This window comes from Kitasatospora sp. NPDC058406, from assembly GCF_042722765.1.
Taxonomy (GTDB): Bacteria; Actinomycetota; Actinomycetes; order Streptomycetales; family Streptomycetaceae; genus Kitasatospora.
Window position 1 is genome coordinate 1 of sequence record NZ_JBHXKE010000010.1, and the last position, 23272, is coordinate 23272.

The following is a 23272-nucleotide window of genomic DNA, read 5'->3' on the forward strand; positions in this document are numbered from 1 at the left end:
CCGAACCGGATCGGTCAGGGCATCGAGTTCGACTACTCCTGCGTGCACGCCTCCTTCGCGCTGTCGGACGCCGGGTACGAGACGGTGATGGTCAACTGCAACCCGGAGACCGTCTCCACGGACTACGACACCTCCGACCGGCTCTACTTCGAGCCGCTCACCCTGGAGGACGTCCTGGAGATCGTCCACGCCGAGCGGCAGGCCGGACCGCTGGCCGGGGTGATCGTCCAGCTCGGCGGCCAGACGCCGCTGGGCCTGGCCCAGGCCCTGAAGGACAACGGCGTGCCCATCGCCGGCACCCAGCCCGAGGCGATCGACCTCGCGGAGGAGCGCGGCGCCTTCGGCCGGGTCCTGCGCGAGGCGGGCCTGCCCGCCCCCAAGCACGGCACCGCGTTCTCCTTCGAGGACGCGAAGGCCATCGCCGACGAGATCGGCTACCCGGTCCTGGCCCGTCCCTCCTACGTGCTGGGCGGACGCGGCATGGAGATCGTCTACGACGAGACCTCCCTCGCCTCCTACCTGGAACGCCACGCCGGTCTCGTCTCCGAACACCCCGTCCTCATCGACCGCTTCCTCGACGACGCCGTCGAGATCGACGTCGACGCCCTCTACGACGGCACCGAGCTCTACCTCGGCGGCGTCATGGAACACATCGAGGAAGCCGGCATCCACTCCGGCGACTCCGCCTGCGCGCTGCCCCCGATCACCCTCGGCGGCCACGACATCAAGCGCCTGCGGACCTCGACCGAGGCGATCGCCCGCGGCGTGGGCGTCCGCGGACTGATCAACATCCAGTTCGCCCTGTCCGGCGACATCCTCTACGTCCTGGAGGCCAACCCCCGCGCCTCGCGCACCGTGCCGTTCACCTCCAAGGCCACGGCCGTCCCGCTCGCCAAGGCCGCCGCCCGCATCTCCCTGGGCGCCACCGTCGCCGAACTACGCGCTGAGGGGCTGCTCCCGGCGGAGGGCGACGGGGGCACGCTGCCCGCGGACGCGCCGATCGCGGTCAAGGAGGCGGTGATGCCCTGGAGCCGGTTCCGTGACGTCCACGGCCGCGGCGTCGACACCGTCCTCGGCCCGGAGATGCGCTCCACCGGCGAGGTCATGGGCATCGACAAGGTCTTCGGCACCGCCTACGCCAAATCCCAGACCGGCGCCTACGGCGCCCTCCCCACCAAGGGGAGGGCCGTGCTGTCCGTGGCGGACCGCGACAAGCGGGACATCGTGCTGCCCGCCCTCGCCCTCGTCGGCCTCGGGTTCGACCTGCTCGCCACCGCCGGCACCGCCGAGGTGCTCCAGCATGCCGGCATCCCCGCGACCGTGGTGCGCAAGCACGACGAGGGCGAGGGCCCGAACGGCGAGCGGACCGTCGTCCGGCTGATCCACGACGGCGAGATCGACCTCGTCGTCAACACCCCGTACGGCACCGGCGGCCGCCTCGACGGCTACGAGATCCGCACCGCCGCCGTCGCCCGCTCGGTGCCCTGCCTGACCACCGTGCAGGCCATGGGCGCCGCCGTGCTGGCGATCGAGGCCCTCCAGTCGGCGACCGCCATGACGGTGACCCCGCTTCAGGAACTGAGCGTCCGGTACGACCGGTCCGCGTAGACCAGCGGGTCACCGCCGTCCGCGAGCCGGACGGCGGTGACCTCGCCGACCAGGATCAGGTGGTCGCCGGCGGGGTGCCGGTCGTACACCGCGCAGTCGAGCTGGCAGAGGGCGTCGGCCACGGCCGGCAGGTCCCGGGGCGTCGGCTCGGTGTCCGCCGCGCGGAACTTCTCGGCCCCGCGGGTGGCGAACCGGGTCGCCACGGCGGACTGCTCCCGGCGGAGCACGCTCACCGCGAACTCCTCGCAGCCGGCGAGCGCCTTGTAGGCACCGGCCGTCTCGGCCACGCAGACCAGGATCAGGGCCGGTTCCAGCGAGACCGAGCAGAACGAGGTCGCGGTGAGGCCCTGCGGGGCGCCGTCGCTCCCCCGGGTCGTCACCACCACCACGCCGGCGGCGGTCCGGGCCATCGCGGCGCGGAGGTCGTCGCGGGTCACCGTCCGGCCGGTCACGGCAGCACCACCGTCTGCGCCGCGTAGTTGAGACCGGCCCCGAAGCCGACCAGCAGCGCAGTGTCCCCGCTCGCCGCCGTGCCCTCGCCGAGCAGCGCCTCCAGCGCGAGCGGGATCGAGGCGGCGGAGGTGTTGCCGGTCTCGACGACGTCGCGGGCGACGGTGGTCGCGGCGGTCAGGCCGAGGCGCTCGACCATCAACTCGGTCATCCGGAGGTTGGCCTGGTGCGGGACGAAGGCGCCGAGGTCCGCGACCGACTGGCCGGCCGCGTCGAGGGCCGCCAGCGCGGCCGGCGCCACCTCCTCCATCGCCCAGCGGAACACCCGGCGGCCGTCCATCCGCATCCAGGGCCGTTCGTCACCGGCCCACGGCGCGGTCATCCGCAGGGCGTCGGCGTACGCGCCGTCGGAGCGCCGGACCACCGGGCCGATGCCGGGGTAACGGGCCGCGCCGACCACGACGGCGCCGGCGCCGTCCGCGAAGAGCAGGGCGCTCGTGCGGTCGGTCGGCTCGACGATGTCGGTCATCCGCTCCGCCCCGATCACCAGCACCCGCCGGGCGCCGCCGGTCCGCACCGTGTCGGAGGCCACCGCGAGGGCGTGGCAGAAGCCTGCGCAGGCCGCCGACAGGTCGAACGCGGCGGCGCCGCCGGCGCCCAGCCGGTGGGCCACCACGGCGGCCAGCGCCGGGGTCTGGACCAGGTTGGACATGCTCGCCACCAGGACGAGGTCGAGATCGGCGGGGCGCGCCCCGGCCCGGTCGAGGGCCTGCCGGGCGGCCGCGACGGCCATCACCGGCAGCGTCTCGTCGGGGCCCGCGAATCCGCGCCGGCGAATTCCGCTGCGGGTCTCGATCCACTCGGGGGTGGAGTCGATGCTCCGGCAGAGCTCGGCATTGTCGACGCGGCGGCGGGGCCGGTAGCCACCGACCCCCTGTATTCCGCTGTGCCCCGTGCCGGCGACGCGTATTGGGCGTTTCCTCGCGTTCACCACTTCGGTTCTCCATTTCGCGTCCACGATGCGGGCGAGGCGATCCTCACAATCGACGCTGGAAAAGCCCTTGAGGCTCGCTGGGCGGCCCTACAATTCACCTGACGCACCGTCACACCGAGGGACGGCTGCGAACGGGGAAAGGGGGACTCGGTGATCCGGCTGCTCATCGCCGAAGATGTACGGATGGTACGCGGCGCACTGGTGGCGCTGCTCGAACTCGAACCTGACGTCAAGGTGGTCGCCGAGGTCGGCAGCGGCGACGCCGTGGTGCCGGCCGCGCTGGAGGTCCGGCCCGACCTGGCGATCCTGGACATCAACCTGCCGGGGCAGGACGGCCTCACCGCCGCCGCGCAGCTGCGGTCGTACGTACCCGACTGCCGGGTGCTGCTGCTCACCAGCCTGAGCCATCCGACCGTGTTGCGGCGGGCGCTCGCGCTGCCGGGCACGGGGCTGCTCCTGAAGGACGCACCGCCGAGCGAGCTGTTCGCCGCGGTCCGCCGGACGATGACCGGCGAGCGGGTGGTCGATCCGCAGCTCGCACTGAGCTTCTCCACTCCGGTGGACGGACTGCTCACCCCGCGCGAGGTCGAGGTGCTGCGACTGGCCGCCGAGGGCGACGACGTCCGGCAGATCGCGCGCCAGCTCCACCTGTCGGTGGGAACGGTCCGCAACTACCTGACCGCGGTCGTCCAGAAGCTGGACGCCCGCAACCGGGTCGACGCCGTCCGGATTGCCCGGGAATCGGGCATGATCTGACGGTGCGTGCACGGCCCCGGTATGAGAAATTCACAGACCGCCCGTGAGATCATCACTAGGGCTCCCTCAGTTCCTCGTGCCACACTCGAGGAAACCGAGATTTCCATGGAGGCGCACGTATGGACATCAGTGTTCTGGGGCCGCTGGAAATACGAATCGACGGAAACTTCATCGTGCCGAGTGCCGGAAAGCCGCGACAATTGCTCGCGCTGCTCGCACTTCGGGCGGGCCGGCTGGTCCAGGTCCCCACACTGATGGAGGAGGCCTGGGGGGCCCGAATACCGAGGAGCGCCCAGACGACGTTACAGACCTACGTCCTCCAGCTCCGCCGGCGGATCGCGGCCGCGCTGCCGGCCGGCACGCCGCAGACGGCCAAGGAGGTGCTCGCCACCCGCCTCGGCGGCTACCAGCTGACCGGCGCCGTGCACGACTCCGACCTACGGACCTTCCACCGGCTGACCGCCGAGGGCAGCGCGGCCCTCGACGCCGGGGACGCCCACCGGGCCGCCGACGCGCTCGGCCGGGCGCTGCGGCTCTGGCGCGGCCCGGCGCTGGCCGACGTCCCGGTCGGGCCCGTGCTGGAGACCGAGGTCCTGGGCATGGACGAGGCCCGCACCCGGGCGATGGAACTGCGCGTGGAGGCGGACCTGAGGCTCGGACGGCACGCCGAGATCCTCGGCGAACTGCGGATGCTGACGGCCCGTCACCCGTTGCACGAGAACTTCTCCGCCCAGCTGATGGTCGCCTACTACCGCTCCGGCCACACCTGGCGGGCCCTGGAGACGTACCAGCGGCTGCGCGGCGCGCTGGTCGGCGAACTGGGGGTCGAGCCCTCCCGCCGGGTGCAGCGGCTGCACCAGCTGGTCCTCGGCGGCTCCCCCGAGCCGGCCCACCCGGAACTGCCCGAATTCGCCCTGGAGGTGGCGCGGTGACCGCACGTCCGACGACCTACCGCAGCGCGGCGGTGATCGGCACCGGCACGATCGCGCTGGGCTGGATCGCCCTGTTCGCCGCACGCGGGCTGGAGGTGCGGATCAGCAGCACCCGCGCCGACGCCCGCGCCCACGTCACGGCGGCGCTGCCGCTGTACGCGGCCTCCCTGCCCGACGGACCGGCCGACCCCGACGAGCTGGCGGCCCGGCTGGTCTTCGCCCCCGACCTCGCCGGCGCGGTGGCAGGCGTCGACGTGGTGCAGGAGAACGCACCGGAGGACCTCCCGCTCAAGCAGCGGCTGTTCGCCGAGGTCGCGGCGGCGGCAGCACCGGACGCCCTGCTGCTCTCCTCCACCTCGACCCTGCTGCCGGACGACCTGGGCGCCGGGCTCGACACCCCCGGCCGGGTCCTGGTCGGCCACCCGTTCAACCCCCCGCACATCGTGCCGCTGGTCGAGGTGGTGGCCGGCCGCGACACCGATCCCTCGATCGTCGGGGCCGCGGTGGAGTTCTACCGGTGGCTGGGCAAGACACCGGTCGTGCTGCGCCGCGCGGTGCCGGGCTTCGTGGCGAACCGGCTGCAGTCGGCCCTGCTGCGGGAGAGCATCCACCTGGTGCGCGAGGGCGTGGTGACGGTGGACGAGCTGGACGAGGTCGTGACCGCCTCGATCGGCTCCCGGTGGGCCGTGGTGGGCCCGTTCCACGCCTTCCACCTGGGCGGCGGGCCCGGCGGCCTGCGGCACTGGCTGGAGCACCTGGGCAGCGGCCTGGAGCGCAGTTGGTCGCTGCTCGGCTCGCCGCCGGTGGACCGGGAGACCGTCGACACCATCCTGGCGCAGGCCGACGCGTCGTTCGGGGCGGTGCCGTACGAGGAGCTGGCCGCCCGGCGCGACCGTGGGCAGAACGCGGTCATCGCGGCGGCGGCCCGGGCACGCGAGGGCTGAGGACGCGCGCCGCACGCCGGTGCCGAACGGGAGGCGGGAGGGAGCGCCGACCGTCGGCACCGGCCCGGGGCGACGCCCCGGGGGCGGGCGGACCGAGTGACGACGGGGCTCCCGGCCGTGACGGCCGGGAGCCCCGCCCGTGTGCCCTGCCCGTGGGCCCGGCCCGGGTGCCCGGATCAGAACGAGGCGTGGTCCTGGGTCACCCGCCGTTCCAGGGTGCGCAGTTCACCGTCCTCACGGACCAGGACGTCGCGGACGACACAGCTCGGCGCGATGACCGGCTGGAACTGCCCGGGCCGGGTCGTCACGACGAGGGCGTAGAACTCGGTGTGCACGCTGCCGTCGGGCTGCTCGCGGACGTCGAGCATGTTGAACCAGTGCCGGCGCCGGACCGGGTCCTGGGCGAACCGGCGATCGTTGTAGGAGCGCACCTCGGCGGCGATCGCCGCCCGGCCGCGGACGGCGGGTGCGTCCGGCGAGTGGTCGAACACGCCGTCCGCCGCGAAGGTCGCCGCGAACGGCTCGGCCCGCACCGCGTCCAGGTGCTGCATCTGGCGGGCGTAGAACAGTTGCACCTCGGCGTAGAGCCCGGTACGGGCCGGATTCGCCACGGGGGTGGTGGTCTCCACCAGCTTCCTCCTCGGTAGGAACGGTTCGTGGAAGGTCCCGGCCACCCTCGCCGGGCGGGCTCAACCCGTCCTGGAGACGGTCTGGAGGAACTCGGCCGCGTGGTCCTCGACCCAGGCGCGGAACGGCCGGGCCGGGCGGCCCGTGTACTCCTGGACGGTGCCCGTCAGCGGCGGCGGCACCCGGCGCAGGTACTCCTCGACGCCGAGCAGCGCGCGGGCGTAGGCCTCGGGCAGCCGGTCGCCGGCCAGTCGCACCCAGGCCTCGGCGCTCAGCCTGCGGACGGCCAGCGGACGGCCGGTCACCTCCGCGAGGATCCGCACCCGTTCGTGGGTGTCCAGGGCCTGCGGGCCGGAGAGGACCAGCGGTCCGGGGGCGGGGGCGGGGCCCGCGAGGACGGCGGCGGCGACGTCGGCGATGTCCCGCGGGTCGACCACCGGAAGCGCGAGGTCCGGGTGGACGGCGCCGATCACCCCCGCGCCGCGCACGGCGGGGATCCACTGCCGCGTGAGTGAGGCGAACGGGCCCGGCCGCAGCACGGTGACCGGCCGGCCGGTGACCGCGAGCGCGGCCTCGCCCTGCCGGTGCTTGCGGAACAGCGGGTTGTCCGGCACCGGGGCGTCCTGCGTCGGGGCGTCCTGTGTCGGGTCCTCCTGCGCCTCGGCAGCCTGCGCGGCGGGGGCCGCAGGGGCGGCGGGAGCCGCCGCGGAGAGCAGGACGAGGTGCTCCGGACCGCCTCCGGGCACGTCGCGCAGCGCCTCGGCGACCGCGGCGCCGGCGTCGTCGGCCAGCAGGACGAAGGCCCGCTCGACCCCGACGAGCGCGGCGCGGACCGCCGCCGGGTCGGTGAGGTCCCCCGGGGCGAGGTGCACCCCGGCCGGCAGCAGGGCCGCGGCCCGCTCCGGATCCCGGACGAGGGCACGGACCTCCGCGCCGTCCTTCAGCAGACGGCGCACCAGATGGCTCCCGACCGTCCCGGTGGCCCCGGTGACCAGTACTTTCCTCGGCATGCCGCCTCCCTGCGGTCCGTGGGCGGCGGTGTGCCGCCCCGGCGACCAGCAGAGCGTGCGGGGCTCGAAGAACGCTCCAGCGGGACTCGGCCGCCGGTGCCGGACCTACGGGCGGGGGCGGGAGGCGCCGTTCTCGTAGGCCTCGATGGTGCGGACGAACAGCGCCCGGTCCCCGGGGGCGAGCGGCTCGAACGCCCTGCGCCAGGCGTCGGCCCCGTTGGCCAGCCAGCGCTCGATGGCCTCGCGGGTGGCGGGCTCCTCGGTGATGCTGACGATGGTGCGACGGCGGTCGGCCGGATCGGCCAGCCGTTCGACGACTCCCTGCCGGGTGAGGTCGCTGACCATCAGGCTCACCGTGGTGGGGGCGACCTCCAGGCGCGCCGCGAGCTGGTTCACCGGCATCGGCCCGTCGAAGAGCAGGTAGGACAGCATCGACAGGTGACGGGGCGCCAGGTTCATCGACTGGAGCCGGTCGGGCACGGGCGTGCGCTTGAGCCGCGCCGCCACGCGCGGCATGAGGAGCAGCATCGCGCGGATCGCCTCGTCGGTGCTGAGCCCGTGCGCGGACGAGGCGTCGGACACCTGTTCCGTTGACATCCTCCACCCCTCCCCATAGCTTTGCTTTCAAAGCAAAGTCTCCTGTCGGCTTCTCACACAGTACCGGAAGGGGCGCTCCATGCCCGAGCCCCGGCCCGCATCCCCGCAGTACAGCCCACGTCGCTGGGCGGCCCTGGTGGTCACCATGGCGGCCACCGTGATGGACCTGATCGACGGCACGGTCCTCCAGGTCGCCTTACCCACGCTCCGCCGCGAGCTCGACGCCTCCTCCACCCAGCTCGAATGGGCCATGGCCGGCTACACCATCGCCTTCGCCTCCGGCATGATCACCGCCTCCCGGCTCGGAGACCGCTACGGCCGGCTGAAGGTCTTCCAGGCCGGGCTGATCGCCTTCACCCTCACCTCGCTGCTCACCGGGCTCTCCGTCAACCCCGAGATGCTGGTCACCGTCCGGATCCTCCAGGGGGCCTCCGCCGCCCTGATGGTGCCCCAGGTGCTCGCCATGCTCCGGGTCGAGTTCCCGCCCGGCGAGCAGCAGCGCGCCGCCACCGTCTACGGCCTGACCTTCTCGATCGGCGGCGTCGGCGCCCCGCTGCTCGGCGGCCTGCTGCTCGACGCCGACCTGTTCGGCCTCACCTGGCGGCCGATCTTCTTCGTCAACGTGCCCGTCGGCATCGCCGCGCTGATCGGCACCGTGCTGCTCTGCCGGGACTCCCGCTCCGAGCACGCCTCCACCATCGACGCCCGCGGCCTGGCCATCGCCGGCGTCGCGGTGCTCGCCCTGCTCTACCCGCTGGTCGAGGGCCGCACCCTGGACTGGCCGTGGTGGACCTTCGCCGTCATGGCGGCCTGCCCGGTGCTGCTCTGGCTCTTCGGCCGCTACGAACGGACGGTCGTCGCCCGGGGCCACACCGCGCTGATCGACCCGGCACTGCTGCGCCAGCGGGCCGCCCTCGGCGGGCTCTCCGTCGCCGTGCTGTTCTTCGCGGGCGCCGCCTACCCGGTGATCCTGACGGTCCATCTGCAGAGCACCGTCGGCTTCACCCCCCTGCACACCGCGCTGACCATGGTCCCGGCCGCCGTCGGCGTCGGCCTCTTCTCCCCCTTCGCCACCAGGCTGCGCCAGCTCGGCCGTCCGCTCGCGGTGGTCGGGTGCGTGGTGCTCGCCCTGGGCATGGGCCTCACCACGCTCGCGGTGGTCCGCTACGGGACCGGACTGCACTCCTGGCAGCTGATCCCGGGCCTGCTGATCGGCGGCGTCGGCATGTCGATGGCCTCGGGCGTGCTGATCGCCACCGTCCTCGCGAAGACCCCGGGCCATCACGTGGGCGCCGCGGCCGGACTGGTCAACACGGCCATCCAGATCGGCACCGCCTCCGGGGTGGCGCTGCTCGGCACCGTCTACTTCGGCCTGCTGGACGACGGCCACCCGCCGATCCGCTCCGCCGCCACCGGCCTGCTGGTCGTCGTCGGGCTCTACCTGCTGGCCGCCCCCGCCGCGATGATCCTGCCCGGCGGCCGTCTGGTCTTCATGGCCGCCCGGCCCCCGCAGCAGCAGCCCCGGCCGCCGGCCTCGACGACGCAGCCGGGCCGGCCGGACGGCGCCGACGCGGAGGCCACCCGGACCTGACCGCCCGAACCCCCGGCCACCCGAACCCCGCTCCCTGCCTGTCGATCTGTCGACCTGCCGACCCGCCGGCCGCCCGACCGGCGGTCCAGCCGGCCTCGACCGGACGCCGCGAGGCTGCGCTTCTCCACCGTTCTCCACCGTCCCACCGGAGGGAAGTGCCGCCGTGAAGGAGCATTCCGATCTGACCGAGGTGTGCCGGGCGGCCTCGGCGCACGCGGACCGGGCCGAACGCGAGTACCGGCTCGGGGCCGAGGTCGTCGAGGCCGTCCGGGAGGCCGGGTTCGCCCGGCACTTCGTCCCCGCCCGGTGGGGTGGCGACGAGGGCGGCTTCGGCACCTGCCTCGACGCCGTCTCCGCACTCGCCCGGCACGACCCGTCCGCCGCCTGGTGCGCGTCGATCGCCTCGACCCTCGGCAGGATGGCCGGGTTCCTGCCCGAGGAGGGCCGGCGCGCGCTCTGGGCGGACGGCCCGGACACCCTGGTGGCCGGCGCGCTGGTGCCTGCCGGGACGGCCGTCCTTGAGGACGGCGGCTGGCGGCTCTCCGGCCGCTGGTCCTACGTCAGCGGCGTGGACTCCTCCGACGCCGCCCTGCTCGCCTGTTCGGTCCCGGTGCCCGACGGCGCGCCGGACGAACGGCAGCCGCGCTTCCTGCTGGTGCCCCGCTCCGCCTACCGGGTCGAGGAGACCTGGCGGACCGTCGGCATGCGCGGGACGGGCAGCCACACGCTGGTCCTGGACCCGGTGCACGTGCCCGTCGGACACACCTTCGGGCACGCCGAGCTGCTGACCGGGCGCCCGGCGGGCGAGGCGCCCGCCCCCCTCACCGTGCCGCTGCGCGACGTCAGCGGGCTGACCTTCGCCGGACCCGTGCTGGGGGCGGTGCGAGGGGCGCTGTCCGCCTGGTCCGCCGCCGCGGCCCGCCGGAAGCCCTCGGCCGCCGCCGAGTCCGCGCTCGCCCTGGCCTCCGCCGAGACCGACGCGGCCGCGCTGCTGCTGGCCCGGGCCGCCGAGGACGCCGACCGGGGCGCCCGGGACGAGTGGAGCGGGGCCCGCGCGCAGCGCGACCAGGCGGCCGCCGTGGAGCTGCTGCTGGCCGCGGTCAACGGGCTGGCCCGGACCGCCGGGACCGGTGCGCTGCAGGAGGACGCGCCGTTCCAGCGGTTCTGGCGGGACGCCACCACCGGCGCCACCCACGCCGTCCTCCAGTGGGAGCCGGCCGCCCACCGCTTCGCGACGGCGGAGCTCGTCACGTACGCGGCGGGCTGACGGACCCGGCGGGCCTGCGGGTACCGCGGACCGGCGGGTCGCCGCGCCTCACGGGGTGGTCGGGCGACCGGTGGTCGGGCGACCGCCCACCCGGTTGCCCGACACCGGACGCCGGACGCGGGACCACGGAGTGCCGCAGTGCCGCAGTGCCGCAGTGCCGCAGACGGAACGCCGCGAGGGGGCTGTGGGCATCCGCCCGCAGCCCCCTCCGGCACTCCGGCCGGGCCGGGTCAGCCAACGGGCCCGTCGGTGACGGTGTACCCGCCGATCGTCAGTTCGGCGCCCTGGCCGAAGAGCCGGCTGCTCTCCCGGCTCTCCTCGTCGACGAAGGTCTGCTCGTGCGGCTCGCCCGCGTCGGGGCGGAAGTAGGTGGTCGCCCGGGAGAGGCGGACCAGGCCGCGCCCGGTCGGCCAGGAGCCGTCCAGCAGGCTGAGCAGGCCCATCCCGAAGCTGAGCTGGCGCGGTTCGACCACCGTCAGCTCGCCGCCCTCGTCGAGGGTGAGCGTCTCCCGGACGAGCGGCAGACCGATCCGGTCGACCCGCAGCACCTCCTCGTCCTCCAGCAGCCAGCGCACCACGCCTGCGCCCCGGTCGTAGGAGATCCGCACCCGGTGGCGGTCGTCCGGGGTGCGGTCCAGCAGCGGCACGGTGCAGGCGAAGGAGCCGTACGGGCCGAGGTGGCGGCGGGCGAAGTTGGTCCGGCCGTAGAAGGCGTAGAGCCGACGGTTGGTCAGGATGAAGTCGAAGGCGACCGAGGTCTCCGGGTCGATGGTGTTCAGCATGGCGCCGCCCAGCCTCAGGTCGTCCTCGGGGTCGCGGACCGCGTCGCCGAACGGGTGGCCCGCGGTGCCGTAGGTGCGGCCGGAGACGGTGGCGGAGACGGAGAGCACCCGGCCCGGTTCGGCCTCGAAGCCCTGGAAGCCGGAGGCCGCGGTGCGGTTGACATAGGCGATCCACTTGGCATGGTCGGCGAATCCGGGCACCACCCCGGCCTGTCCGCGCTCGCTGGGCACCGTCCGGGTGAAGGCCGGCTCGCCGGTCGCCGCGTTGCGGCCCCGGGAGACCAGGCGCAGGCCGTCCCCGGTGATGGTGGCGTCGGCGTCGTCGGCGATCAGCTCGGCCGTGGCCTGGACGTACCGCCAGCGGGCGTCCGGCCCGGTGGCGGAGAGGCCGTCGCGGAAGTCGTCCCGCCAGAGCTCGGCGGCCTCGGCGGGGACGGCGGCTTCGGCGGGGGTGGGGGGGGGGCGGGCGGGGGGGTTCATCGCGGCTCCTCGGGTCGGTCGGTCGGTGGTGCCGGGGCGAGCAGGAGGTCGACGACCTCGGGGAAGGAGTCGACGACCCGCTCCGCGCCCGCGGCGGTCAGCTCGGCGGCGGTGGCCGCGCCGTACGAGACGCCGATGACGCGCATCCCGGCGGCACGCGCCATGCCCACGTCGGCGACGCCGTCGCCGACCACCACGCAGGACTCGGCGGACAGGCCGAGCCGGTCGGCCGCGTACCGGGCCATCGCCGGGTGCGGCTTGCCGTGCTCGACGCTGTCGTGGCCGGCGACCACGGCGAACGCGTCGGCGACGCCCATCAGGGCGAGGATCTTCTCGGCCGCCCCGCGTGGCTTGGAGGTGGCCACCGCGAGCCGCAGCCCCGCCCCGGCGAGCCGGCGCAGCCCGGTCGCCACCCCCGGGTAGCGCAGGGCCGCGCCGGTGGCCGTCAGGTGCGCACGGAAGCGCCGCTGGTAGTCGGCGGCGGCGGCGGCCACCTCCGGGCCATCGGCCGGCCGGCCGAGCAGCCGGGCCAGGCTCGGTTCCAGCGGCAGGCCGACGGTCGCGCGCACGGCGTCCGCGCCGGGGTGCACGCCGCGTTCGGCGAGGACGGCGGTGAGCAGCGTGGCGATGGCCTGCGGGGTGTCGGCGAGGGTGCCGTCGAGATCGAACAGGACGCCGGCCGTCACCGCCACTCCCCCGCCGCCTGCTCGTACGCGGGCCGCGCGCCGGCGTGCTGCGCGGCCACCCGCGTGCCCGCCTGCTGCTCGTTCCCGGCCAGGGCCGACAGGGCGACCGACAGCTCGCCGGCCAGCCGCGCGGTGCTCAGCAGCAGGGACCGGCCGGCCTTCGCGGTGCGTCCCCCGGTGACCCGGGAGACGGCCTTCATCAGGAAGGGGCTGACGGCGTTTCCGGTGACCCCGGCCGCGTCCGCCTCGGCGAGCGCCCGCACGATGGCGGTCTCGATCACCTCGGCGTCCAACGCGTCCTCCTCGGCCACCGGGGTGGTGAGCAGGACCGTGCCGCCGCCGTTGACCTCCCAGTGCGCCAGGACGGCGCGGGCGGCCTGGCGGACGTCGTCCACCCGGCGGACCGGGACCTCGGTGGCCCGCGCGTAGAAGCCGGGCAGCCGGTCGGTGCCGTGGCCGAGCACCGGGACGCCGGCCGTCTCCAGGTACTCGGCGGTGAGCCGGGCGTCCAGGATGCTCTTGGCTCCGCCGCAGACCACGGTGATCCGGGTGCGGGTGAACTGGAGGAGGTCCGGCGAGATGTCGAAGGTCTGCTGCGCGCGGCGGTGGACGCCGCCGATCCCGGCGGTGGCGAACACCGGGATGCCGGCCCGCTCGGCGATGACGATGGTGCCGGCCACGGTGGTGGCGCCGGGGCCGCCGCCGGCCAGCACCGGGCCGATGTCGCGGGCGCTGACCTTGGGCACGCCGGCGGTGGTGCGCAGCCGTTCGATCTGGTCGGCGTCGAGGCCGACGAGCAGCCGGCCGTCCAGGATGCCGATGGTGGCGGGCACGGCGCCGCCGTCCCGGACGGCCTTCTCGATGGCGAGGGCGGCGTCGACGGACGGTGCGTGGGTGACGAGCGACGATTCGAGCGCGACCACCGGCCGCCGCTCGGCCAGTGCGGTGCCGACTTCCTCGGTGATGGCAAGGAGCTGGTCCACGGCCATCGCCTCCTTCCGGACAGGGGCTGGTCATCATGGGCTCGGGCAGCCTGTCCGGGGCGGCTGGAGCAGTGGTCGAGCGGGCGTGGAGACGGCGGTTCGACCGGAATTCGAGGGAGCGCGGCCAGAGTGTGCGGCGCACCACCCGAGGTGCTCGGAAGCTCGGAAGTGCTCTGTGGTGCTCTGTCGAATGCGCAGGGAGACGCGATGAACGGGAAAGTGAAGGCGGCGATCGGCGTCGCGATGACGATGGCCGGCGTGGCCGGGGCCGGCGGGACAGCCGTCGCGGACGCCGGTGCGGCGGGGAGGCCCGGGCAGGTCCTCTTCCACGACGAGTTCCGCGACGGCTTCGACTCGGCGCAGACCTGGCAGTTGGGCTCGTCGAAGACCGCGACCGGCGCGGTGCTGCCGCAGGGCGACGGTGTGATCACCGCCGGCCGGCGCGGCATCACGGTGGTGCCGACCGGGACCAACCCGGTCACCGGCCGGCCGGCGTTCGCCGCGACGACCGACCAGAACGCCACCGGTTTCGGCGGTGGCACCGGCGACCACCTCAAGTGGGTGGCGCAGCCGCGGCAGTCCTCCGCCAACGGCGTGCCCGTCCCGGACACCGGTGCGCTGGTCTGCTCCAGCCAGGTGTCGGTCCGGTCGGACTACGTCGACCAGCACCCGTTCGGCCGGGCGGTGTCCGATCCGCAGACCGATCCCCGGCTGGCCAGTGCCACGCTGATCTCGGTGGACCACACCACCCACACGGTGGCCAACCTGACGGTCACCAACGGCGAGATCCACGCGGTGTACGAGCGGCTGCCGATCCCCGGCAGCACCTACGCCTCGTACCACTACTCCGTCCCGGTGGCCAAGCGCACCCCGGGCCGGACGGACGACCTCCAGATCAAGTTCGACCAGGGCGGCCGGCGGGTCACCTGGCTGGTGAACGGCAGGAACGTGCTGTCCACCGACCGGATCGGGACGCCGGCGTTCGACCGCAAGTACCTGCGGCTGGACCACGGCGGCACCCCGGAGCAGGTCCGGGCGACCTCGGTGCAGTGCGGCCTCGGCACCGGGAACCTGCTGGACGGCGCCGGCGGTGTGCGCGACCGGGACAAGCGCGGGCTGGTCCGCCTCGGCAAGGAGGAGAACTTCTACTACAAGCCGTCGCAGGGCGCGCCGGCGCCGCAGACCTTCCTCGACGACCGGAGCCTGGAGCAGAACCGGCTCTGGGGTCAGGGTGTGACGCTGAAGGTGCGTTCGTTCGACATGCGGTACGTGCGGTAACGCCCGTCCTGGCCGTCCGCCCGGCGCCCCTTCCGTCGGCCGGCCGCGTGCCGGAGGGCCGGAGGACCGCCGCCCGGAGGACCGCCGCCCGGTCCGAGGGGACGACGGACGGCCGGGGCCCCCGGGGCTAACCGGAGTCCTCGGCCGTCTGTCGGCGGTCCCGCCCGGGCGCTACCGTGCGGCGGTACCGTAGAGGTCGTCGGCGACGGCCCGGCGGACGGTGGTGCGCCGGTCGTCGACCTGGTCCCACTGGTCGCCGTAGATCAGCCGGACCATGGCGGGGAACCGCAGGAACGCGTGCGGGAAGCCGGCCGGCACCGCACTGACCCGGTCCAGTGCGGCCAACTGCTCGGCGTCCAGCGAGAGTTCGGTGGCCGCCAGGTTCTGCCGCAGCTGCTCCTCCGAGGTGGCGCCGACCAGCGGGATCACCGTGCCGGGGCGCGAGCGGAGCCAGGCGAGCGCGACCTGCGCGGGCGGGCGGCCAACCGCCTCGGCGACGGCCAGAACCTCCCGGACGACGTCGTCGCCCTCGCCGCGGGCCCGGCCCCAGGCGACGCTGTCCAGCCGCCCGGTGCCGCCGGTCAGGTACTTGCCGGTGAGCCGGCCGTCGGCCAGCGGCCCCCACGCGAGCACCGGGAGGTCGAAGGCGTGGGCCATCGGCAGCAGTTCACGCTCGGCGGTGCGGTCGAGGAGGTTGTAGTGCAGCTGGAGGCCGACGAAGGCGGACCAGCCGCGCAGTTCGGCCAGGGTGTTGGCCTGGGCGACCTCCCACGCGGGCCAGTCGGAGACACCGACGTAGAGCACCTTTCCGGCCCGGACGACGTCCTCCAGGGCGCGCATCACCTCGGGCACCGGGGTCAGCGTGTCGCGGGCGTGCACCCAGAGCAGGTCGAGGTGGTCGGTGCGCAGCCGGCGGAGGCTGGCCTCCAGGGAGTTGACGAGGTTCTTGCGGTGGTTCCCGGCCGAGTTGAGGTCTCCGGGCCGGGTCTGCATCGTGTACTTGGTGCTCAGCACGAACCGGTCGCGGCGGCCGGCGAGGAGTTCGCCGAGCAGTGACTCGGCGGTGCCGTTGCCGTACTCGTTGGCGGTGTCCAGCAGGTTGCCGCCGGCGTCGGCGAACTGGTCGAGCAGGCGGCCGGGGACCTCGGGCGGCAGTTTCCAGTCGGTTCCGAAGGTCATGGTGCCCAGGGCGAGTTCGGAGACCCTCAGGCCCGACTTGCCGAGCAGCGTGTAGCGCATGTCAGCACGCTCCGTGGTTCGGGGGCCCCGGCCTGCCCGGGGCCCGGTCAGGATGGACGGGGCACGTCCAGCGCCGGCAGCAGGTGCTCCTCCTCGTAGGCGAAGTGCGCCTCCAGACCGTCGATCACCCGGTCGAGCTCCGTCCTGAGGGCGGCGACGTCGCCGCCCTCGGCCGCGAGGCCGCGCTCCAGCACCGCTTCGAGGTCGGCCAGCTTCCGTTCGACCACCTCGTGCTCCTCGCGCAGCCTGGTGATGGCCGGCACGAGGTGCGGGAACTGTTGCTCGAAGGCGGTGAAGGAGCCGTCCTCGCGGGTGTGGTGCAGCTGGAGTCCGTAGCAGAACGTGAGGCAGCGGCGGTGCAGCTGCCGGGTGAGGTCGGGAGTCGGACGAGCCTCCTCCCCGCCGCTCAGCACGCTCTCGACGGCGGCGCGGACCTCGGCCAGCTCGGCCCGCAACTCCTTGTGGTGGATGATCAACTGACGCCCGATCATCCGGTTGCGGTCGCTGTCCGTGGAGAGGTCCAGCGCGTGCAGGGCGACCACCGGAATCACCCGGGTGGTCTTTTCCTGGTACTCGCGGAAGGCCGGGCTGAGGGTGCTCTGCAGCTCGTACAGCCGGTCGCGCTCCTCCCCCTCCAGGACGACCGCGCGGGTGGCGAAGGGCTTCACGCGCCCCTCGTCGGTGCCGATCTCCATCGTGACCTGGGGTGCGGCGACCAGGTTGTGGTACCAGTCGGGGTGCTGCGAGTTGCCGAGGTTGGAGGCGAAGACCAGGTACCGGTCGCCGTCCCGCAGGTAGATCGCCGGGTTGGTGTGCGGCTTGCCGGTGCGGCGGCCGGCGGTGGTGAGGACCACCATCGGGGCGCCTTCGAACATGCCCCCCACCTTCCCGTTGTTCTCCCGGAACTCTTTGATGATCCGTTCGTTCCAGCTCATGAGGGCGCTCCAATCGTTTGCTTTGAAAGCAAATGTAAGCTAACGGGGTCGCCGACGGCTGTCAACACCCGTCCGCACGCGCACCGCAGGCACCTCGCGCACCTCACGCGCCTCCCGGACGGTCACCTCACGCACCCTCAACACCGCACCGGCGCCGAAGAGTCGGCTCTCCGGCCGGCTCCGCTCGTCCACGAACGCCTGCGGCGCCGGCGCCCCGGACCGCACGTCGTAGTAGTGCCCCGGCGCGGCGTCCAGCCGCACCAGCCCCCGGCCGTCCGGGCCGGCGCCGTCCAGCAGCGTCATCGTCGCCAGCCCGACCGCCAACTGCCCGAGCCGGACCGGCTCCCCCGGCTCGCCCCCGTGGTCCAGCAGCAGGTGTTCGCGCCCCGCCGGCCGGTGGCCGATCCGGTCCACCGCGAACACCTCGGCGCCGTCCAGCAGCCAGGTCACCCGGGTACCGCCGCGGTCCACCCGGACGGCGCAGCGGTGCCACGACTCCGGCGTCCGGACGGCCACCGGCACGGCCTGGCTGAAGGCCGCGGGACGCGGTGCGCCGGAGCCCGCCGGTTCCGGCAGGCGCTCGTACAGCGCGTAGACCCGGGTATCGGTGAGCAGGAAGTCGAAGGCCGCCCGGCTCGCCGGATCGAAGGCCACCAGACCGGCCGCAGCCAGCCGGAGGTCTGACGCCGGGTCGGCCACCGCCGCCCCGAACGGGTGCCGTCCGGTGCCCGGGAAGCGGGCCGTCAGCACCGCGCCGACCGTCAGTGCGCCCCCGTCCGGCACGTCGAACCCGGGCAGTCCCGAGCCTGCGGTGTGCCGCACCAGGGCCGTCCACTTCAGGTGGTCGCCCCGGCCGCCGCCCGGTGCGGCCGGGTCGCAGGTCGCGGTGAAGGCCGGCGCGCCGGTGACCGGGTCGGTCCCGGCGGAGCGCACCAGCAGGCCGTCCGCCGAGACCGTGGCGACACCGTCGCCGCGCGCCTGCCAGCCCGGCCCGGGATCGGAGCCGGCGCGGCGACCGTCGTGAAGACCGTCGTGAAGACCGCCCCGGAAGCCGTCAGGGAAGCCGTCGCGGAACTCGTCGTGGAAGAGCACATCCGTCACGCCCTCACCCTCCCGGCGCGGCCAGGAGTCCGGCTTGAGGCCCGGTCCATCCCGGGTCAAGGCATCACCCGCACGCTCCCCACGACCGGGGACGAACGACGAACGACCAACGCGAGCGACGCGAACGACGGACCACCCAGGGGAGACGACGATGACCGAACACCGCCGCACCGTGCTGCTCCTGCCCGGCCAGGGCGCCCAGCGCGAACGCATGGCCGCCGGGCTGTACGGCACCGAGCCGGTCTTCACCGAGCACCTCGACCGGCTGTTCACCGCCCTCGGCGCACGCGGCGACCGGCTGCGCGAGAACTGGTTGAGCCCCGCGCCCAATCCCGCGCTGGACGAGGCGGAGGCCGCCCAGCCGCTGCTGCTGGCCGTCGGCCACGCCCTCGGGCGGGCCGTCGAGGCCGCCGCCGGCCCGCCCGAGCTGCTGCTCGGCCACAGCATCGGCGAGCTGGCCGCCGCAGCCCTGGCGGACGTCCTCCCCGCCGACCGGCTGGCCGTCCTCGTCGACGCCCGCACCGGCGACCTCGACCCGGATACCCGGGGCGGCCTGCTCGCGGTCGCGGCGGCCCCCACCGACCTGCCGCCCCGGCTCGGCCCCGGCATCGCCGTCGCGGCGGTCAACGGCCCCCGGCAGACCGTCCTCGCCGGCCCCTCCGCCGCCCTCGACGCCGCCGCCGACCTGCTGCGCGCGGCCGGCCTCACCGTCCGCGCGCTGCGCTCCGGCCACGCCTTCCACTCCCCCGCCCTGGCTCCCGCGGCACGACGGTTCGGCACGGCGCTCGGCGACCTCGGCCTCCGCCCGCCGCGCACCACCGTGTTCTCCGCCCGCACCGCCGCCCCGGTCCGTCCCGGAGAGGCCCTCGACCCGCGCTTCTGGGCCGACCAACTCGCCCTCCCGGTCCGCTGGTGGCCCGCCCTGTCGGCCCTGCTCGACCGGGCCGGCACCCGGCCCGGTCTGCTGCTCCTCGACGCCGCGCCCGACCGCAGCCTCTCCACCCCCGCCCGCCGCCACCCCGCGGTCCGCTCCGGCGCCAGCGTGATCGTCCCCCTCCTCGCCGACCACCGGCGGACCGGCACCCCTGCGGACCGCGCCGCGTTCGACGCCGCCGTCGCCCTGCTGGACGCCGAGGCCGGCCCCCACCGCCCGGCCGCCCGGCCGGTCTGACCCGTCCGGGGCGGGCGCCGGCCCCGGACGGGAGGCCCGAGGGAGCCCCGGAGGTGCTCCAGGCGAGCTGGAGAAGGGCTCCAGAGGGGGCGGGGACGCTCGGAGGTATGACAGCCGAGCCCTACCGTGCCCGGGGCGGCCCCGGGGAGGACGATCTGCTCTGGTCGGTCGTCCTGCCCGTCCGGCCCTTCGGATCGGCGAAGCAGCGCCTGGCCCTGCACAGCGGCCGCCACCACGCCGAACTGGCCCACGCCTTCTACCTCGACACCCTGCGTGCAGTGCGGGCCACTCCGGGCGTGGGGCTCGTCCTGGTGGTGACCGACGACCCGTTGGCCGCCCGGCAGGCCCGGACGCTCGGCGCCGCGACCACCCCGGAGGGGCGGCGCGCCGGGCCGGACGCGGCGGCCCTGGCCGGGGCCGCCGCGCTCGCCCCGGACTGCCCGGTGGCCGTCCTCGCCGCCGACCTGCCGACGCTGCGGCCCGAGGAGCTGGCGGAGGCACTGGCCGCCGCCCGCCGGCACCGCCGGGCCCGGGTCGCCGACCACACCGGCGCGGGCACCACGGCCGTGACCGCGTTGCGGGCGGCGGACCTGGTCCCGTCGTTCGGCCGGGCCGCCGAGTCCCGGGAGCCGGTGCTGGCCGCCGCACCGGGCCTGCGGCTGGACGTCGACACGCCGGCCGACCTCGCCCGGGCCCGCGTCCGCGGACTGGGCCTGTTCTCCGCCGCCGTCCTGGACACCTGGGTACGCCCCTCGGCCGCCCGGTCGCGCAGCCGGACGGAGCCCGACCTGCCGGCCCTCCGGGCACGACGGTGACCCCGGCAGGGTCCGCCCCCGAGGGGGCCGCTCCTACCGGGGTCACCGACCGGCACCTCCCCCACCGGGGCCGCACCGCGGTGGGGGGTCAGGCGTAGCAGTCCGGCAGTCGCCCGCCGTTGTACTCCACCAGCTCGCCGAAGATCCGCACCACGTCCAGCGCCACGCCCTCCGGTTCGCCGTCGAGTTCGGCGTAGGCGCGGTGCAGGTTGCCGACCACCCGTTCGCCGTCCAGCCAGTCGGGGTACGGGCCGGGACCGGCGTCGCGGGCCGTCTCCAGCGGGCTCAGCCCGGCGGCCCGGCCCGCTTCGGCCGTCCGCAGCAGCCAGTCCAGGTAGGCGGCCGTCTCGTCCAGCACCTCCGGACCGGCGACCGGCCCGTGGCCGGGCACCACCGTCCGGGGCGCCAGCTCGCGCAGCCGCTCCAGCGTGCGCAGGGTGCCGCGCACCGAGCCCATCAGGACGAACGGCGTGCAGCCGTTGAGCACCACGTCCCCGGCGAACAGCACGCCGTCCTCCGGCAGCCACACCAGGGTGTCCCCGGTGGTGTGGGCAGGCCCGAAGTGCAGCAGCTCGACGGGGCGGTCGCCGACGTGCACGGTGAGACGGTCCCGGTACGTCAGGTGCGGCAGCCGCACCTCGATCCGGCCCCAGTCCACATCGGGCCAGAGCCCGGTGAGGCCGAGGCCGGCCTCGGTCATCTCCCGGCGGGCGTGCTCGTGGGCGACCACGGCCGCCTCGGGCGCCGCCACCGCGGAGCCGAAGACGTGATCGCCGTGGAAGTGGGTGAGCACCAGCAGCCGCGGCGGGGCCGCGGTCAGACCGTTCACGGCCTCGCGGAGGCGCCGGGCCCGCCGCTCGGTCGCCGCCGTGTCGACGAGCAGGCTCTCCCCGCCGCCGAGCACCACGCCGGCGTTGTTGAGGCACCAGCCGCCGGGCTCCTGGACGTAGGCGTAGACCCCGTCCGCGACCTCCCGCACGCGGACCCGGTCGGCGTCCGGCGCACCGTGCGGGGCGAGCAGCTCCGTCATCGGGCCACCTCCCGGGCAGCGACACGGGCATCAGCGACGGCATCAGCGACGGCAGCGTCGGCGTCGGCGTCGGCGTCGGCGTCGGCGTCGGCCAGGAACGAACGCGCCCACTCCAGCGTGCGCAGGCTGTTACCCCCGAGCGCCGCGCGCACCCGCTCGCGCACCACCGCGAGCTCGGTACCCGCGCCGAACAGCCGGGGCAGCGCGTCCGCGTCGAGGGCGACCCGGTGCACGGCGGTGACCGCGGAGCCCGCGCCGTGCGGGGTGACGATCCACTCGCCGCTGTGGCCCAGCAGACCGGCCGGCGGGGCGGTCTGCTTGTAGACGATCCGCTCGTGCGGGAAGCAGAGCCGCACCGAACGGGTCCGGTGCACCGAGCCGTCCTCGGCCCGGGTGTCCATCGACAGCCGCTGGACCTCCGCGCCGCCGGTGACCGGCGTCGCCGGGACCGTGGTCAGCTCGACCGCGTCCACATGGGGCAGCCGGTCCGGCCACAGGTCGGCGCGGTGCAGGACGTCGTACACCGCCCCGGGCGGGGCGGTCGTCTCGACCCGGTCCGCGAAGGAGAAGACCAACTCCTCCGGCGGCTCCGGCCGTTCGGCCCAGACCCGGACGGCGCCGATCTCCTGCTCGCTGTTGCCGTCCAGGGCCCGGGCGATCAGGTCGGCCTGCTCGGGCGCGCCGGCGGTGACCCACTCGTGGCCGAGGACCAGCCGGGTGGCGCTCTCGCCGCCCGCGCCGCGCTCGAACTCCCAGTGGCCGCCCATCCAGGTGAGCGGCGGGCTCGGCGTCTCCTGGCGGAAGTCGATCCGCAGCCGCTCGCGGTCGAGGGTGCGCAGCGAGGTCCAGCTGCGCACCTCCTCGCCGACCAGGGCCCAGAGGCGGATCCGCTCGGAGTCGAGGTCGGACTCCAGCACGTCGGCGGCGACGCAGGGCGGGAAGAGCAGCGGCCAACGGGTGACGTCGGCGATCAGCCGGAACGCCCGGTCGGCGGGTGCCCGGAGGTCCGCGGTGTGCTCGGCGGTGCGGCGGGTCGGTGGCGTGGTCATGGGTCCCTCCGTCGTCGTGGTGGGGCGGCCCGTCGTGGTGGGCCGCCCCGTCGGCCCGGGCGGCCCGTCCGGCGGGGCGGGCGGGGCGGGCGGGGCGGGCGGGTCAGTACGTGCCGAGGCCGCCGCAGATGTTGAGCGCCTGCGCGGTGATCGGGGCCGCCTCGTCGGTGACCAGGAAGCCGACGAAGGCGGCCACCTCGGCGGGCTCGGTGTAGCGGCCGAGCGGGATCTTGGCCAGGAAGCGTTCCAGCACCTCCTGCTCGGTGACGTTCCACAGGCCGGCGAAGCCCCGGCGCACGCCCTCGGCCATCGGCGTCTCGACGTACCCGGGGCAGACCGCGTTGACGGTGATGCCGGTCTTGGCGAGTTCGAGGCCGAGCGCCTTGGTGAAGCCGACCACGCCGTGCTTGGACGCCGAGTAGGGCGCCCCGTAGAGCACGCCCTGCTTGCCGCCGGTGGAGGCGATGCTGATGATCCGGCCGCGTTCGCGCTCGCGCATCCGGCCGGTGGTGAGGACCTCCCGGGTGACCAGGAAGACGCTGTTGAGGTTGGTGTCGATGACGTCGTACCAGGTCTCGTCGGGAAGGTCGGCGGTGACGCCGCCGCCGCCCCGGCCGGCGTTGTTCACCAGCACCTCGGCCGGGCCGTACCGCTCGACGGCGGCCGCGACCCAGCCCCGCACCTCGTCGCGGGACCGCACGTCGCAGGCGGCGCCGTCCGCCGTCAGGCCCTGCCCGCGCAGCTCCTTGACGGTGGCGGCCACCTGTTCGGCGTCCCGGGCGGCGAGGAAGACGGGGTGACCGCGCCGGGCGAGCGTCTCGGCGACGGCCCGGCCGATGCCGCGGGTCGCCCCGGTGACCAGGGCCGGGCCGGGTGGTTGCTGCACTCCCATGCTCGCGCTCCTCTCGGGTTCTCTCGGGTTCTCTCGGACTTCTGACTTCACTCGG

At 74.9% G+C, this 23272-nt stretch carries 23 protein-coding genes; 9 read left to right on the plus strand and 14 right to left on the minus strand.

The features are described 5' to 3' along the window. Window positions 1-1608 (plus strand): carbamoyl-phosphate synthase large subunit (gene carB, locus ACFWOG_RS03610; protein ID WP_380354356.1); only part of this gene is annotated, 1608 nt, incomplete at its 5' end. Here carB and ACFWOG_RS03615 read toward each other — a convergent pair. Beyond that, on the minus strand, window positions 1572-2060 hold the full coding sequence (locus tag ACFWOG_RS03615; RefSeq protein WP_329885112.1) for a flavin reductase family protein: 489 nt from the start codon (window positions 2058-2060) through the stop codon (window positions 1572-1574). The genes carB and ACFWOG_RS03615 overlap by 37 nt on opposite strands. Continuing rightward, window positions 2057-3049, minus strand: coding sequence for a beta-ketoacyl-ACP synthase 3 (locus tag ACFWOG_RS03620; protein ID WP_380354359.1), 993 nt, complete (start codon window positions 3047-3049; stop codon window positions 2057-2059). Before ACFWOG_RS03620 ends, ACFWOG_RS03615 begins: the two co-directional genes overlap by 4 nt. 153 nt (window positions 3050-3202) lie before the next feature. Between ACFWOG_RS03620 and ACFWOG_RS03625 the strand changes: the two genes are divergently transcribed. The 3 genes from ACFWOG_RS03625 to ACFWOG_RS03635 all read left to right on the plus strand — a co-directional run bounded on the left by ACFWOG_RS03625 (window position 3203) and on the right by ACFWOG_RS03635 (window position 5684). Continuing rightward, window positions 3203-3808 (plus strand): response regulator transcription factor, encoded by a 606-nt coding sequence (locus ACFWOG_RS03625; protein WP_329949476.1) that lies wholly within the window; start codon window positions 3203-3205, stop codon window positions 3806-3808. 119 nt (window positions 3809-3927) lie between these two features. Further along, on the plus strand, window positions 3928-4740 hold the full coding sequence (locus tag ACFWOG_RS03630; RefSeq protein WP_355405468.1) for an AfsR/SARP family transcriptional regulator: 813 nt from the start codon (window positions 3928-3930) through the stop codon (window positions 4738-4740). Then, on the plus strand, window positions 4737-5684 hold the full coding sequence (locus tag ACFWOG_RS03635; RefSeq protein ID WP_380354364.1) for a 3-hydroxyacyl-CoA dehydrogenase NAD-binding domain-containing protein: 948 nt from the start codon (window positions 4737-4739) through the stop codon (window positions 5682-5684). Before ACFWOG_RS03630 ends, ACFWOG_RS03635 begins: the two co-directional genes overlap by 4 nt. Before the next feature lie 176 nt (window positions 5685-5860). On the opposite strand, the gene ACFWOG_RS03640 is transcribed toward ACFWOG_RS03635, so the two are convergent. The 3 genes from ACFWOG_RS03640 to ACFWOG_RS03650 form a co-directional block, all read right to left on the minus strand. Then, a complete protein-coding gene (locus ACFWOG_RS03640; RefSeq protein WP_329949474.1) occupies window positions 5861-6313 on the minus strand; it encodes a nuclear transport factor 2 family protein in 453 nt (150 codons plus the stop codon). A 60-nt stretch (window positions 6314-6373) separates the two neighbouring features. After that, complete coding sequence (locus ACFWOG_RS03645) at window positions 6374-7321, minus strand: NAD(P)H-binding protein (RefSeq protein WP_380354366.1); 948 nt, start codon at window positions 7319-7321, stop codon at window positions 6374-6376. Between the two features lie 105 nt (window positions 7322-7426). Continuing rightward, entirely contained in the window at window positions 7427-7918 is a 492-nt protein-coding gene (locus tag ACFWOG_RS03650) for a MarR family winged helix-turn-helix transcriptional regulator (protein ID WP_380354368.1), read from the minus strand. A gap of 79 nt (window positions 7919-7997) precedes the next feature. On the opposite strand from ACFWOG_RS03650, the gene ACFWOG_RS03655 reads away from it, so the two are divergent. After that, the gene (locus ACFWOG_RS03655) at window positions 7998-9509 is read left to right on the plus strand and encodes an MFS transporter (protein WP_329885104.1); all 1512 of its coding nucleotides are present in this window, start codon (window positions 7998-8000) and stop codon (window positions 9507-9509) included. A gap of 163 nt (window positions 9510-9672) precedes the next feature. Continuing rightward, window positions 9673-10776, plus strand: coding sequence for a hydrolase (locus ACFWOG_RS03660; protein WP_380354371.1), 1104 nt, complete (start codon window positions 9673-9675; stop codon window positions 10774-10776). Between the two features lie 230 nt (window positions 10777-11006). Here the strand turns inward: ACFWOG_RS03660 and ACFWOG_RS03665 are convergent, their stop codons facing one another. Genes ACFWOG_RS03665 through ACFWOG_RS03675 form a run of 3 tightly spaced genes read right to left on the minus strand, consistent with a single transcriptional unit; the run spans window position 11007 to window position 13713 of the window. Continuing rightward, window positions 11007-12038, minus strand: coding sequence for a DUF6081 family protein (locus ACFWOG_RS03665; RefSeq protein WP_380354374.1), 1032 nt, complete (start codon window positions 12036-12038; stop codon window positions 11007-11009). Then, window positions 12035-12724: an HAD family hydrolase gene (locus tag ACFWOG_RS03670; protein WP_329885101.1), complete on the minus strand. Its 690-nt coding sequence runs from the start codon at window positions 12722-12724 to the stop codon at window positions 12035-12037. Before ACFWOG_RS03670 ends, ACFWOG_RS03665 begins: the two co-directional genes overlap by 4 nt. Then, on the minus strand, window positions 12721-13713 hold the full coding sequence (locus ACFWOG_RS03675) for a pseudouridine-5'-phosphate glycosidase (RefSeq protein WP_380354377.1): 993 nt from the start codon (window positions 13711-13713) through the stop codon (window positions 12721-12723). Before ACFWOG_RS03675 ends, ACFWOG_RS03670 begins: the two co-directional genes overlap by 4 nt. Before the next feature lie 201 nt (window positions 13714-13914). Here ACFWOG_RS03675 and ACFWOG_RS03680 point away from each other — a divergent pair, with 201 nt between their 5' ends. Continuing rightward, entirely contained in the window at window positions 13915-14985 is a 1071-nt protein-coding gene (locus ACFWOG_RS03680; protein ID WP_355405460.1) for a DUF6081 family protein, read from the plus strand. A gap of 171 nt (window positions 14986-15156) precedes the next feature. On the opposite strand, the gene ACFWOG_RS03685 is transcribed toward ACFWOG_RS03680, so the two are convergent. From ACFWOG_RS03685 to ACFWOG_RS03695, 3 genes are read right to left on the minus strand one after another with little or no spacing between them, the layout of a single operon-like run. Continuing rightward, on the minus strand, window positions 15157-16224 hold the full coding sequence (locus ACFWOG_RS03685) for an aldo/keto reductase (RefSeq protein ID WP_355405459.1): 1068 nt from the start codon (window positions 16222-16224) through the stop codon (window positions 15157-15159). Window positions 16225-16271: 47 nt separating this feature from the next. Then, on the minus strand, window positions 16272-17159 hold the full coding sequence (locus ACFWOG_RS03690; protein WP_380354381.1) for a nitroreductase/quinone reductase family protein: 888 nt from the start codon (window positions 17157-17159) through the stop codon (window positions 16272-16274). 39 nt (window positions 17160-17198) lie between these two features. Beyond that, entirely contained in the window at window positions 17199-18260 is a 1062-nt protein-coding gene (locus ACFWOG_RS03695) for a DUF6081 family protein (protein ID WP_380354383.1), read from the minus strand. 151 nt (window positions 18261-18411) lie between these two features. Between ACFWOG_RS03695 and ACFWOG_RS03700 the strand changes: the two genes are divergently transcribed. Further along, window positions 18412-19431 carry an acyltransferase domain-containing protein gene (locus ACFWOG_RS03700; RefSeq protein ID WP_380354386.1) on the plus strand — a complete coding sequence of 340 codons (1020 nt, stop codon included), beginning with the start codon at window positions 18412-18414 and terminating at the stop codon, window positions 19429-19431. Between the two features lie 107 nt (window positions 19432-19538). Then, window positions 19539-20246, plus strand: coding sequence for an NTP transferase domain-containing protein (locus ACFWOG_RS03705; RefSeq protein WP_355405455.1), 708 nt, complete (start codon window positions 19539-19541; stop codon window positions 20244-20246). Between the two features lie 88 nt (window positions 20247-20334). Here ACFWOG_RS03705 and ACFWOG_RS03710 read toward each other — a convergent pair whose 3' ends face one another. From ACFWOG_RS03710 to ACFWOG_RS03720, 3 genes are all read right to left on the minus strand, one after another. Further along, window positions 20335-21276 (minus strand): MBL fold metallo-hydrolase, encoded by a 942-nt coding sequence (locus tag ACFWOG_RS03710; protein ID WP_355405454.1) that lies wholly within the window; start codon window positions 21274-21276, stop codon window positions 20335-20337. Further along, window positions 21273-22325, minus strand: a complete 1053-nt coding sequence (locus ACFWOG_RS03715) for an aromatase/cyclase (protein ID WP_380354388.1) — start codon at window positions 22323-22325, stop codon at window positions 21273-21275. Before ACFWOG_RS03715 ends, ACFWOG_RS03710 begins: the two co-directional genes overlap by 4 nt. A gap of 103 nt (window positions 22326-22428) precedes the next feature. Next, window positions 22429-23217 carry an SDR family NAD(P)-dependent oxidoreductase gene (locus tag ACFWOG_RS03720; protein ID WP_329885091.1) on the minus strand — a complete coding sequence of 263 codons (789 nt, stop codon included), beginning with the start codon at window positions 23215-23217 and terminating at the stop codon, window positions 22429-22431. Window positions 23218-23272: the final 55 nt, after the last annotated feature.